We start from the raw sequence: 13,538 nt of genomic DNA on the forward strand, positions 1-13,538 counted from the left end.
CCTAGTTATCATAAAAAGCAAATTTCTTAGATAAGAATTGCATGAGCAGTGCGATAATGCCGAATACAATAAAGAACAAAGTTGCAGTAGCTGCACATAGCCCGACATTCAGATCATTAAAAGCAAACTTATACATCAAATAAAATATATTGGTGGAACTTCCGAAAGGACCCCCTGTGGTCAGCAGATCAATATATGCAAAGGACCACTGGCCTGCGAATAATACGCTGATCATTAACATAAGCATCACCGTAGGTGACAGCAATACCAAAGTCATGTCAAAAAATCTCCGGATACTTCCCGCACCATCAAGTTTCGCCGCCTCATAATACTGAAAATCTATATTGCTGAGTGCTGAGGAAAACATCAGAGTAGAAAATCCTATCATTTTCCAACCGGAAATCAGGATGATCATCGTCTTCGCAAAAGCTTCGTTGGCAAAAAAAGCGATATTGTCAGAAGTAATCCCCCAGGTCAGCAGCAGGTGATTAACCAGTCCGTTACTCGGATGCAGAAGCCATTGAAAAATAATAGCGACAGCAACCGGAGGCATAATCATCGGAACAAAAATCAATGCACGATATAAATTTTTAGCCTTCCCGGCAAGATCGTGTGTCGCTGCCGCAATGAATAGCGGCAGGACAACAGAAAATGGCAGCATTCCTGCAATATAAATCACCGTATTTTTAAGAGCCGGAATAAAATCCTTATTCTTAAATAGCTTTGTAAAGTTGGCCAGTCCCACATATTCCGGCTGTGTTCCGGGTACCATGCTCCACTTATACAGGCTGTACTGCAATGTCTGGAGCAATGGCTTGTACACCCAGAAAATAATAATCGCTATTGCTGGAAGCAGGAAGAGGTATGGTTTGACATATTGAAACCACTGGGTTTTTCTATCCTTTTTAACAGTCTTTCCGTATGTCATTAAGTCATTTGCTATAATAGGATCCACGATTATCTCCCTTCGTTTTCAGGTGAACCTGTCATAAATAGCGGGAAATTGCAATAGCAGTTCCACACTATGTAATCCAATTGTTTTCTTTAGCTTCCTAACAGATCATTGATCTGATCCTGCGCTTTTGCCATGACCTTTTTTACATCTGCATCTGTACTTATGGACTGTACCGTTGCGTCCATGAAGATGGCAGATGCTTCGGTCGCCACATCACCCGGCCAGATGGTAACAGGCCTCATTCTGGTAAGCTGGTTTAAATTCGTACGAAGAATAGGATTCTGGTCAATATAGTCCTTTAAATATGCCGGATCATCCGTGATGTCGGTTCTTAAAGGCAAGTATCCGATTTCAGAAGTGATAATGGTATACCCTTCTTTTCCTGTCACGAACTTGATAAATTCCCAAATCGCCGCTGCCTTCTGGTCTGAATCCGGGCGGACTGCAAGGCAGCTTCCAGAGTTCACAGGAACAGAAGGCTTGTCCCCAAAGCCTGGCATCTCGCCTCCATATAAGGTCCAGCCACCAGCTTCTGCCGCCTCCTTAAACCCACTGTAAAGGGAAGTTGACTGAAGATACATAGCCAGGTTTCCTGCACTGAATTCCTGCATCAGATCCTTGTCTGTTCCTAATCCTGCCACACCTGCAGTATAAAAGGCTTTCCACATTTCCAAAGCTTCAACGCCCTCATCGCTGGTAAACACGGCTTTGGTCTGATCATCATTTAATACATTGGCGCCGTTACTAAACAGTATGCCTTCGGTCGTCCATCCGTTATCAGGAGCCAATCCAAATCCATCCTTACCGGTGGCCTCCTTGATTGTCTTTGCAGCTGCAAGAGTTTCATCCCAGGTCTTTGGAGGTTTGGTCGGATCTAACCCTGCATCCTCAAAAAGTTTGCTGTTTATGTAAAGGATGGGCGTGGAAAAAGTGAATGCAAGTCCATAGGTCTTGCCTTGAATCTGTCCTAAGGATAGTGCATTGGACGTAAATGCCGCAAACTGTTCCTTAAGCTCATCGTCCGGGAATATGTCTTCATATGCTTTAAATCCCAGCGATTGAGCAGAATTATCCAGAGTACTAAAGGTATGCTGGACAATATCCACCTGATTTCCCGCCTGAACATCTGTCTTCCATTTTGTATAGTCGTCTACCACCCCTTCTACCACAACGCCCTTTTCTTTTCCGATAGAGTCATTAAATTGATTGATCAGATGTTCCATGCCGGACTTCATAGTGGGATAGCCAAGGCTGTAGGAATAAAAAGTTACTTTAATGGGATTTGCCGGATCAAGAAGACTTTCCTTCTCTTCCTGCTGTGTGTGATCTGACGAAGTAGCTGCATCTGACGCTGCAGTATCCGGTTTAGCTCCACATGCTGTTAAAGAAGTGAAAAGTGCCACTATTATTATAGTACTTATTATTTTATTCATTTTTTTCATGATTTCCCTCATTTCTCCACTGTTCATGTTTATTCTGCCGCAGCCATTATATCAGCGAAAGTAAAGCTGGTATATTCGTTTGTCTCAGGTGTGATGACCGAAGTATGCATGGAAATGTTGCGATCCCCAAGGGTGTAAATACCATACCCTGTCTTATTCGTAAAGCCCATGCCCGAAGGATGAAAGGCAATACCGAAGGCGGTCGAATCTGCTGTATACTGTGTCATACCATCTGCACTGTCCAGGCTGTTGTAATGCGTGTGCCCACAGAAAACACCGATAACATCACTGTTCTTCAGCAAGGATAAGAATCTCTCTGACACCTTCATGGCCAATTGTTCATTCGACCAGATTACAGGATGGTGGAATGCGACAATACTGCCTCTCTCACTTTTATCCTTTAATACGCCTGCAAGCCAGTCCTCCTGTTCCTTTGACATGCTTCCTTCCTCATTGCCTTCCACTGCTGAGTCAAGCACAATAATACGAAGACCGTCCACATCTGTAGTGTAAAAGCAGGCTTCATCCGATTCACCGAATTTCATTCCGGTACGGAACGCTTGCTTATGGTCATGATTGCCCAACACATAGACAATTTTTGTGTTCTTTAACTCACTCTCAATCAATTCCTTTAAGAAAGCGTAATCACTTGATACACCTTCATGTACAAGATCACCTGTAATCAGTACAAAATCCAGGCTTTGTTCCTGAAGCCCCCTCAGGCAGTTTCTTAAAGATTCCACTGGATCCACACTGGATGTAAATATTTCCTTTAACTTCACATTGTCATAGTCTTTTAAAATATGCGTATCTGATAAGTGCGCAAACCTGATGTTTTTCATAGCATTTCTCCTTCATTATAAAACTAACAACCTATACGATTGCCGCTAACTGGAAGCATAAGTAAAAGCTAATACTTATGGGCTCATAATAAATCAGCAATGTAAAAAGTACTATCACAGTGGAGTGAAAAAAATGTAAATAATCATAAAAGGCTGTTTATGGCGCATGAAATCAGGAATTCTATTGCTTGGAAAATTTACATCGAATTAATATAGAGCGTTTATGTCAAATCTGAATAAAAAAAATTCTGCCGGATGAATCCTCCATCCCGCAGAATCTGTAAACTTAGCTGTGTTTTCGGAAGATTTTTTTACAGCTTCCAACCTGCCGCCAGCTCTCTGGCATTTACGAATCTACGGTATATACCGTCCTGCTGCATCAGTTCCTCATGCCGGCCCTGCTGTACAATCTTTCCATGATCCACCACCAGTATCTGGTCGGCGTTTCTTACTGTTTTCAGACGATGTGCGATCATAAAGATGGTTTTTTCTCTGGTCAGTGCTTCGATGGCCTCCACCAGCTCTTTTTCATTTTCCGGATCTACGTTTGCGGTAGCCTCATCCAGGATGATGACCGGAGAGTCTTTCATGATAGCTCTTGCAATGGAGATTCTCTGCTTTTCTCCTCCTGAAAGGGATGCACCGCCTTCACCGATAATTGTATCGTAGTCCTCGGGCAGTTCCATAATAAAATCATGGCAGCATGCTTTTTTTGCTGCTTCTGTCACTTTTTCTATGGATGCGTTTTCCTTTCCGAATCGGATATTGTTTGCTATGGTATCCTGAAACAGATAAACATTCTGAAATACAAAGCTGAAATTTTTCATCAGACTGTCCATACTGAAATCTTTTACATTCGTTTTTCCTAAAGTAACACTTCCTTTATCCACATCCCAGAAGCGGGCAATCAGGTGGCACAGTGTTGTCTTTCCTCCGCCGCTTGGACCTACAATGGCTGTCGTTGTTTTCTCCGGGATATGCATGGACAGGTTTTCAATAATCTTTCGCTTTTCATAAGAGAAGTCCACATGCTCCAAATCTACATCAACATCTGCCGGTGTCAGATCTCTGCCTTCAATATCCATTCCCGGAAGATTCAGGATATCCTGCGCCTTATCTACGCTGGCATCTACCACACGGAGCAGAGAAGAATAGGAGCCGGCCTGCTCTAAACTGGAGTATACCATGAAGGAAGATATCATCATGGTGATACACACGATCAGACTCATGCTGCCCTGGAGATAAAGATAAACAGAGAGCAGAATCATGACAATTCCCGTCAGCTTCGTCACCGCATTTTGCACGGTCATATAGGGAATAAATGTCATTTCCAGCTCTATATTACAGTCCGTATTATCATCAATCGCACAGTTTAGCTTCTTTGCGGTGCTGCCGGTAAGATTATAAGACTTTACCTCTGCAATGCCCTGGATATACTCAAGCACTTTTTCTACAAGAGCAGTGTCCGTCTTCAGTTTTCTCGGTGAAACTTTCTGGGATTTTCTCTGCATAGAACTATTTACTAAAAGAAAAATGCACAGTCCGATGACTACAACCAGACCGATTCTCCAGTCGTAAAATAGCAGCATCAGCGCAATAATTCCTGTGGTCAGTATTCCCTGTGTTGTCAGCATCACCACCCTGGTTGCCACATCTGCAAGATTTTCCATGGTATTGGTCGTCACGGAGGTGATATAGCCCAGACTGTTTTTATTAAAATACCCCATAGGGAGATAACGCAGATGCTCTGCGATTTCAATTCTTTTATTAGCCGTAGTGCCGTAGCCTGCTTCGCACTGTAAAATCGTAGAGCGGTATTTTACAATCGCTCCTGCAATGACACTGAACAGCAGGATGCCAAAGCATTGCCAGATTACTTTTGTTGTGATGTTTTTATCAATAGCTGCCTGAATCATCAGCAGCATGGCAGGGATCTTCAGTGCCTCCATCAATGCCAGCAGGATACCGTCCACAAGGGCACGGTAAAATTTCTTTCTGTCTGCGTCTTCGCAAAATGCGAAAAACTTTTTAAATATCTTAAGCATAGACCTCTCCCTCCTTTACCGTATCCTTCACCGACATATGGGCCTCCCACATTTTCTGATACAGGCTTTGATTTGCAAGCAGCTCCTGATGGGTTCCCCGTTCAAGAATTTCGCCGTCCTTTACTACAAAAATCTGATCCGCATCGGCAATGGTAGAGAGACGGTGGGCGATGACGATCAGCGTCCTTCCCTGCACCAGCTTCGCAACCGAGGCCTGTATGACCGCCTCATTTTCCGGATCTGTATAAGCCGTGGCTTCATCGAAAATGACAATAGGTGCATCTTTCAGCATCGCCCTCGCAATAGCAATTCTCTGTCGTTCACCCCCTGAGAGGTGTCCGCCGGCACCGCCCGCCACTGTATCATACCCTTTTTCCAATTCCTCAATGAATTCATGACAGCCACTTCTTTTTGCCACTGTCTCCACCTCTTCGTCCGTAGCATCCAGCCGGCCCATACGGATATTTTCACGTATGGTATCATCAAACAAATAATTATCCTGCGATACATAGGCCACCTTCCGATTGTACTCCTCCAGCGATAAATCCCGGATATCCACTCCGCCGATGCAGATGCTGCCGCTGTCCACATCCCAGAGAGATGCAATCAGCTTTGCAATCGTGGACTTTCCGCTTCCCGAAGGTCCTACCAGTGCATTCACTGTTCCTTCTTTTATGTACATGTCAATTCCGTGGAGTACTTCCTTATCATGGTATCCAAATGTCACGTCAGACAATGTAATAGAATAATTCTCTGGCTTTTTACGGTCCGTGCCAGGGCGCTTCAGCTCTTCCTGTGACAAAATTCCCGTGACCTCCCCGATGATCGTACTTACCTTTGCAATGTCATCCGAGTAGGACATGACCGTGATAAGCGGTGAGATCAGACCGATTGAAAGAACAAGACACAGCACATAATCAGGAACAGACAGGGAACCATTTTTCACAAGCAGGCCGCCCATGGGCAATACAAATAAAGCGGTACAGGGAGTCAGAACCATTGCAATACTGAAGAAGACATTAGTGCTCTTCATCCATTCCACAAAACACTCTGCACCCTCTTTTGTAGCCACAATGAATTTTTCCTGCGTATTTTTTGCCCGCCCAAAAGCTTTAATCACTTCGATGCCATTGATATACTCTACAGCAGTATCATTCAGCCTCTTTGTCTTTACCACTGTGTTGCGGTACTTCTCTTCATAGCCAATCATCATACCCATATAGGTAAGCAACCCTAAGGGCAGAGTAATCAGTGAAACCAGGGCCATTCTCCAGTCCACCAGGCAGAGATAAATAAATACACACAGCGGTGCCAAAAGATTCGCAGTAAATTCCGGCAGCACATGAGCCAATGTTGTCTCAATGCTGTCAATGCGCTCTACGATAACGTTCTTCAAGGTTCCGGAAGGTGTGTCCTTCACATAGCCTAAAGGCACTCTGGACAATTTATCACACACCTGCTTTCTGATATTTCCCAGTACATGGAAAGTAGCCTTGTGGGAGCAGGTGGTCGATATGCCGTGGAAGATCACCCTCCCCAGCCAGAAAGCAGCCATGATAAATCCATCCCGCAGATAAAAACTCCAATCCTTATTTCCCCCAAGCAGCTTCGCAAGCATATCTCCCACAATTATATACGGGACGATACTGCACAATACCCCCAAAACCGCAGTTGCGACACTGGCGGTATACAAACCCTTGTGAGAACCGGCAAATTCCCTGAGCCAGGCAAAAACAGATTTTTCTTTTTGCTTCATTTTCTCCTCCTTCATTTAGGTTAGTTTTTGCTAACCTCTGGTTTAAATTTTAGAGAAACCCGCCGTGACGAGCTTCTCTAATGCAGCAGCATTGTTAAAATTCCACACCTAAAGTCCTGGTCCAGCCTGCTGTATAAAACTCCTGCAGCTGCCTGATGAGGGCTGCTGCCTCTTCTTTCGGTGTGTCATGAACAATAAGCTCAAACATACTGTTGAACATTCCGCAGATGACCGTGTGGGAAAATCTTCTGTCCACAGCAGGAATCTGAGCCCCCAGTTTCTCCATATCCTCAATATACTGGTAAGTACACGCTTCTTCCACCCGCACCATGCGCTGTGTGAAATCCTCATAGGGTGTTCCGCCTGCACAGTTGATCAGCAGCTTAAAGCTGTCATAGTGCTCATAAATGTAGTCCAGAATATCCTGGAGACACTTCGACGAAGATGCTCTCATATTGGTACTCTGCTGCTCTCCCGGAAGCTGCTGAAAGACCTCGACCGTACCTGTAAAAATGTGAAAAATATGATCAGCAGTCTCCTCAATCAAGGCCGCAAACAAGGCTTCCTTACTTGGATAATACCGATAAAAGGCTCCGGTTGTCACTCCTGCGGTTTTAACAATCTTTCTAAGTGATGCTTTCTGAAAACCTTTTTCTAAAAATTCAGTCTTGGCTGCATTTAAAATATTGTCCAGTGTGGTGTACTCTTCCTGCTTCATGCTTTACCTCATATAACAGTGATAGCTAACACCGTTATCATACGCTTGCTGATTCGATTTGTCAACATATAAATAAGCGCTGAAAATGCTTGATAAGCGCAGTCTCCTATGCGGGCGGGCACAAGACCCTGACAATCCTGGGGTGTGCTCTTTCTGCCATAGCGGCGGTGCTGGGGCTTGCACCCTACATATGCGTCTGGCTGGTTGCAAGAGACGCTTTGGAGGTATTCCCCAATCTGTCCGCCGCCCCGGATTTGGCACGCTACGGCTGGATGGCAGTATGGTTTTCCGTAGCCAATGTGCTTGTCTATTTTGCTGCACTAATGTGTACCCATCTGGCGGCATTCCGTACCGCACGCAATATCAGAAACACGCTGATGCGCCATGTGGTTCAATTACCACTCGGCTATTTTGTGAACGGTCAATCCGGGCTCATACGCAAGCAGATTGACGAAAACGCCGGACTTACTGAGGATATGCTGGCGCACAAGCTGCCCGATTTAACAGGCGCAATCGTTACACCCATTGTCTCTATCGTGGTACTGTTTGTCTTCGACTGGGTAATGGGACTATTATGTCTGCTCACCATGGTTTTGGCGCTTATCAGCATGTTTGCGATGATGAGCGGCGACAACGCCACCTTCTTTCACCGTTATCAGTTAGAAGTTGAAAAGATGAGCAGTGAGGCTGTGGAATATGTGCGGGGCATCCCCGTGGTAAAAGTATTCCAGCAAACAGTATACTCCTTCAAAGCCTTTTATAATGCCATCCTGTCCTATTCCGACCTTGCCGGCAAATATTCCATGAGCTGTCAAAAAGGGCAAACCTTTTTCCTCACCTGTATCAACAGCGCATTTGCACTGCTTGTTCCGGCAGCGCTCCTTATGGCAAACCGCGGTGACCCGGTCAGAATACTTGTTAATTTCATCTTCTACGCCTTGTTTGCCCCGGCCTGCGGCGGCATGATTAACCGCATTATGTACGCAAGCGACGCTGTGCGCCAAACGGACGAAGCGATGTTTAAACTGAACCGGATTTTGGAAGAAAAGCCACTGCCAGAGCCAACTACTCCGAAAAAACCGCAGGGTGCAGGTGTGGAATTTCAAAATGTCACCTTTCACTATCCCGGTACCGAAAATCCTGCTTTGGATCATGTCAGCTTTTCTGTTCCCGAAGGCGGAACCGTGGCGCTGGTAGGACCGTCCGGCGGCGGTAAAACCACGGCCGCCAGCCTGATCCCACGCTTTTGGGATGTACAAAAGGGCTGCGTTCTCATTGGCGGCACCGATGTGCGTGAAATTGCGAAGGAGGAACTGATGCAGCGTGTCGCCTTTGTATTTCAGGACACAAAGCTCTTTAAGAAAAGTTTGTATGAAAATATTCGTACCTCCTGCCCTGATGCGACCCGTGAGCAGGTACTCGCCGCTGCACACGCCGCACAATGTGATGATATTTTAGAAAAAATGCCGAACGGCATTGATACCGTAGTAGGCACAAAGGGCGTCTATCTTTCAGGCGGCGAGGCGCAGCGTATCGCCTTAGCGAGAGCAATCCTCAAGGATGCACCCATTATTGTGCTGGACGAAGCCACTGCCTTTGCCGACCCGGAGAATGAGTATCAGATACAAAAGGCATTTGAGAAACTAACCCGAGGTAAAACCGTGCTTATGATTGCCCATCGTCTGTCCACCATTCAAAATGCTGACCAGATCCTGGTACTGAATGAGGGGCAGGTGGCGGAAAGCGGAACACAGGCGGAGCTGCTGCGGCAGGAGGGCAGGTATGCTGCTATGTGGGCGGACTACAACCGGGCTGCCCAGTGGAAGGTTGGAAAGGAGGCAGCCGTATGATAAAGAAGCTGCAACATATTTTCGCCCTGAGCGAACGGGGTGCAAGGGATTTGGTAAAATCAACGCTGTGGACAGTGATCTGCAACATCGCCCTCATGCTGCCCATAGGAGTCGTCATGGCGACCGTCCAGCAGCTGCTGAACAGCACGATCACCGGCGAAAGCCCCCTGTCACACTTTTGGCTCTATACAGGCTTGTCGGCTGCTCTTTTGGTGTTGTTTTATGTCCTACATTATTTTCAATATGCGGCGTTATACAACGCCACCTTTTTAGAGAGCGCAAACCGCCGTATTGGCATTGCGGAAACCATGCGACGCCTGCCGTTGTCTTTCTTTGGCAAACGGGATTTGAGCGATTTGACTGCCACCATGATTTCCGACTGTGCGCAGCTTGACCAAATGTTTTCTCATCACATACCTGTCGTGATTGCTTCCTGCATTTCCACGGCCATAATTGGCATTATGCTGTTCATTATGAATTGGCGTATGGCACTTGCCATCCTTTGGGTGGTTCCTGTTGCCTTAGTTTTAACGGTGGGTACTAAAAAACTCCAGGACAAATACGGCGGCAGGAGTATTCTGAAAAAGCGCACTGTTACCGACCATATACAGGAAGGTCTTGAGACCATTCGCAATATAAAAGCGGATAACTTAGAAGAAAGTTACCTTGCAGAGCTGAACGAAAAAACAAAAATTGCAGAACAAGGCTGCATACAGGCAGAGCTTGTAGCCGGTTCCTTCATTAGCACCGCACAGGCCTTTTTGAAGGTGGGTCTTGCTACAACCGTGCTGGTGGGAATCGCTCAGGTAACGGCGGGAAAGCTTGATTTTCTGTTTTTCCTTGGTTTTCTGTTTGCCGCCGCACGAATCTACGACCCTATTTCACAGACGCTGCAAAATATAGCCGCCACCTTCAATGCAAAACTCTATATTGACCGTATGCGTGCCATTCAGGAGGAACCGGTTCAAAACGGAACGGAGCATTTCACTCCGGATGGGTTCGACATCATTTTCAACCATGTGAACTTTTCTTACCAAGGCGATGAGGAAGGCGTTTTAAAGGATGTATCCTTTTCAGCAAAGCAAGGCGAGGTCACGGCACTGGTGGGTCCCTCCGGCGGGGGGAAATCTACGGCTGCCAAACTGGCAGCCCGTTTCTGGGATACCGGATCCGGAAAGATTACGCTTGGAAGTGTGGATGTATCCTCGGTCGACCCGGAAACGCTGCTGAAATACTACGCCATCGTGTTTCAGGACGTGGTGCTTTTCCGCGATACTATTATGGAGAACATCCGCCTGGGACGGCGGGACGCAAGTGATGCAGAGGTGCTTGCCGCCGCCAAAGCCGCCCACTGCGATGAATTTGTGCAGGTACTTCCCCGGAAATATGGGACGATGATTGGAGAAAACGGCGCAACACTTTCCGGCGGGGAGCGCCAGCGCATCTCCATTGCCCGCGCATTATTAAAAAATGCTCCTATCGTTTTGCTGGATGAAGCCACCGCCAGTTTAGATGTGGAAAATGAGAGTGCGGTACAAAAGGCGCTTTCGCACCTGTTGCAAGGCAAAACAGTTCTTATTATTGCCCACCGTATGCGTACTGTCGCAGGTGCCAATAAGATTGTGGTACTGGAAGAAGGCAGAGTAGCCGAACAGGGTACTCCGGACGAGCTTATGAAAAATGGAAGAGCATTCCGCCGTATGGTGCAGCTGCAGCAGAAAACCACCGCCTGGACACTCGGAAACAATGCCTGACATGAAAAGAGCATGCAAACGTATATCAGCCGCCTTCGGGCGGCTGATTTTAGTACTGTGATAAAGTCCTTAAAAATGCTGTAGAAAGCTGTGGGCTGCATGGACCGGCTCAACATTTGACAGTGCCATAATTTTTTCCGTAGTTTCCTGCGGTGTACTTGCCCACATGTATTATATTCAAGCACACCAAAATCACAATTTATATCTAAAATAACTTTGAGCCGTCCAAAGCTGAACGGCTCTTATATGATTAGATAATCGGAAAGTTCAGCACATATTCCGGATCTGTGTAATATGGTGGTCTTCTCCCTATCTTCGGCATAGACCATGTACATCGATCCGAGTCATATTGCATTTGAACTTCCTCAGTAGAATGCTTCAGAAGCAATAACTTAATTTCCGGAGAAAATTCGTATTTCATAACAATAGCTCCTTGACATGTTGACTTGAGTTATTATATTCACCCGATTGCTCAAACGAGCAAGTACACCCTATCAAACACAGCACCCCATAGAGCATCCGCTTTTTATGCACGGGGAATGTCTAAAATACATACCCTATACCATATGAGAGAATGAAAAAATGGAAGGTTTATTTATGGATAATAAATGTAATTCAGAGCAAGATGAGCAGCTTATACAGCAATTTCAGGAAATGTTTGAAGAAAATATGGAGACAGATCCATACCCATTATATCCGAACTATGGAAAAATATTACGTTATGAGGATATACCGGTAAATATGCCGGAGCAACGCCAACTGCGCCAACCCGGAGTTGAAAAACTGATGGTACCCAAACCAATCATTGAAAATCCTCATTATAAGGGGAGTGACAAGCTAAAGGGAAAGGTTGCCCTCATCACCGGAGGAGACAGTGGTATTGGAGCTGCAGTTGCCATTGCATTTGCAAAAGAAGGGGCTGACGTTGCCATCGCATATCTTGATGAGCATGAGGACGCAAATCGAACAAAATGTAGAATTGAGCAGCTGGGACAACGTTGTTTGTTGATGCCAGGTGACTTGCGGAATAAAAACCAGTGCGTGGAGATTGTAAATGCAACATTAAAAACTTTCGGACAGCTTGATATCTTGTGTAATCATGTGGGCATTCAGTTTCAGCAATTAAATTTGGAGGAGATAACGGATGAGCAATTTGATGATACCTTCAAAGTAAATGTTTATTCTCACTTTTACACGACCCGTGCCGCCCTGCCCCACATGAAACCCGGCAGTTCAATCATCGGTACCTCTTCCATCGTAACTTATATAGGCGAGCAGCAATTGATTGACTATACGGCAACCAAAGGCGCTATCGTCGGTTTTACGAGAGCACTGGCAAAAAACGTTGCTAAACGAGGAATCCGAGTAAACGCCGTCGCTCCCGGGCGCATCTGGACACCACTTATCCCGGCAAGTTTTTCGGCAGATGAAGTTGCGGTCTATGGCGCCGATAATCCGATGCAGCGGGTTGCCCAACCCTTTGAACTTGCACCCGCTTATGTCTATCTGGCTTCCGACGATTCACGTTTCGTTACGGGGCAAGTATTTCATGTGGACGGCGGAGGATCGACAAATTCTTAAACCGAAATCAGTGGTTGCATGCATGAAGTTCGCATACAACCACTGAAATTCCAAAATGTCATTCAAAACGTTTTTCGTATCTTCCTCCGGTTTGTTTTATATTAATCTAATAATCCGTATATTTTGTACATTAATATCATGTTTTGATACATCATCTTATTTCCCATCAATTGCCTGTATGTAGCAGATTTAACTTTTCCATCCGCTTTCAAGCGCTCCATTTTACCCGTTACGTCCTCATAATTCTTCTGTACTGCTTTAAGCACCTCTTCAAATGCATCCTGTCTGGAATTCTCTGCATTTAAAGACACACTCTGATTGATATTATCAACTTTCTCGAATCGGAATTTCTGTTTAATATCCGGATATTTTTCCTTGTCAACTTGTCCCATAAACATTTCAAATGGGCGTATCCATATACCTCCATCTCCGTAAAGAGCCCTGTAAACAACCATGTCTTCATTGGTTTCCGAATGCTTTGCAATCGAAATGATCTCATACAAATACTGGGGACTATCCGGTTCTGTAATCATCTCACGCTTAAAATGCTGTACAATATCTCCCGGTTTAAACTCTCTCATCACATCTTTCCTCC

At 45.6% G+C, this 13,538-nt stretch carries 11 protein-coding genes; 3 read left to right on the forward strand and 8 right to left on the reverse strand.

Annotated features, from left to right (window positions below; translation table 11 throughout):
* Position 1 precedes the first annotated feature (1 nt).
* The 6 genes from KNL20_RS12810 to KNL20_RS12835 form a co-directional block, all read right to left on the reverse strand.
* The gene (locus KNL20_RS12810; RefSeq protein WP_230398124.1) at positions 2–955 is read right to left on the reverse strand and encodes a carbohydrate ABC transporter permease; all 954 of its coding nucleotides are present in this window, start codon (positions 953–955) and stop codon (positions 2–4) included.
* 89 nt (positions 956–1,044) lie between these two features.
* Positions 1,045–2,397 carry an ABC transporter substrate-binding protein gene (locus KNL20_RS12815; RefSeq protein WP_230398125.1) on the reverse strand — a complete coding sequence of 451 codons (1,353 nt, stop codon included), beginning with the start codon at positions 2,395–2,397 and terminating at the stop codon, positions 1,045–1,047.
* Positions 2,398–2,426: 29 nt separating this feature from the next.
* Positions 2,427–3,239 carry a metallophosphoesterase family protein gene (locus tag KNL20_RS12820; RefSeq protein WP_230398126.1) on the reverse strand — a complete coding sequence of 271 codons (813 nt, stop codon included), beginning with the start codon at positions 3,237–3,239 and terminating at the stop codon, positions 2,427–2,429.
* A gap of 311 nt (positions 3,240–3,550) precedes the next feature.
* Positions 3,551–5,284: an ABC transporter ATP-binding protein gene (locus KNL20_RS12825; protein ID WP_230398127.1), complete on the reverse strand. Its 1,734-nt coding sequence runs from the start codon at positions 5,282–5,284 to the stop codon at positions 3,551–3,553.
* The gene (locus KNL20_RS12830; RefSeq protein WP_230398128.1) at positions 5,277–7,040 is read right to left on the reverse strand and encodes an ABC transporter ATP-binding protein; all 1,764 of its coding nucleotides are present in this window, start codon (positions 7,038–7,040) and stop codon (positions 5,277–5,279) included. The genes KNL20_RS12825 and KNL20_RS12830 overlap by 8 nt, the downstream gene beginning before the upstream one ends.
* 94 nt (positions 7,041–7,134) lie before the next feature.
* Complete coding sequence (locus KNL20_RS12835; protein ID WP_230398129.1) at positions 7,135–7,758, reverse strand: TetR/AcrR family transcriptional regulator; 624 nt, start codon at positions 7,756–7,758, stop codon at positions 7,135–7,137.
* 89 nt (positions 7,759–7,847) lie between these two features.
* Between KNL20_RS12835 and KNL20_RS12840 the strand changes: the two genes are divergently transcribed.
* On the forward strand, positions 7,848–9,608 hold the full coding sequence (locus tag KNL20_RS12840) for an ABC transporter ATP-binding protein (RefSeq protein WP_230398130.1): 1,761 nt from the start codon (positions 7,848–7,850) through the stop codon (positions 9,606–9,608).
* On the forward strand, positions 9,605–11,362 hold the full coding sequence (locus KNL20_RS12845) for an ABC transporter ATP-binding protein (RefSeq protein ID WP_230398131.1): 1,758 nt from the start codon (positions 9,605–9,607) through the stop codon (positions 11,360–11,362). Before KNL20_RS12840 ends, KNL20_RS12845 begins: the two co-directional genes overlap by 4 nt.
* Positions 11,363–11,612: 250 nt before the next feature.
* On the opposite strand, the gene KNL20_RS12850 is transcribed toward KNL20_RS12845, so the two are convergent.
* Entirely contained in the window at positions 11,613–11,783 is a 171-nt protein-coding gene (locus tag KNL20_RS12850) for a hypothetical protein (protein ID WP_230398132.1), read from the reverse strand.
* Between the two features lie 176 nt (positions 11,784–11,959).
* Between KNL20_RS12850 and KNL20_RS12855 the strand changes: the two genes are divergently transcribed.
* Positions 11,960–12,943 (forward strand): SDR family oxidoreductase, encoded by a 984-nt coding sequence (locus tag KNL20_RS12855; protein ID WP_230398133.1) that lies wholly within the window; start codon positions 11,960–11,962, stop codon positions 12,941–12,943.
* Between the two features lie 101 nt (positions 12,944–13,044).
* Here KNL20_RS12855 and KNL20_RS12860 read toward each other — a convergent pair whose 3' ends face one another.
* A complete protein-coding gene (locus tag KNL20_RS12860) occupies positions 13,045–13,524 on the reverse strand; it encodes a DUF1653 domain-containing protein (RefSeq protein ID WP_230398134.1) in 480 nt (159 codons plus the stop codon).
* Between the last annotated feature and the right edge of the window lie 14 nt (positions 13,525–13,538).

Origin of the sequence: Novisyntrophococcus fermenticellae, assembly GCF_018866245.1 — a bacterium.
In the GTDB taxonomy this organism is placed as follows: domain Bacteria; phylum Bacillota; class Clostridia; order Lachnospirales; family Lachnospiraceae; genus Novisyntrophococcus; species Novisyntrophococcus fermenticellae.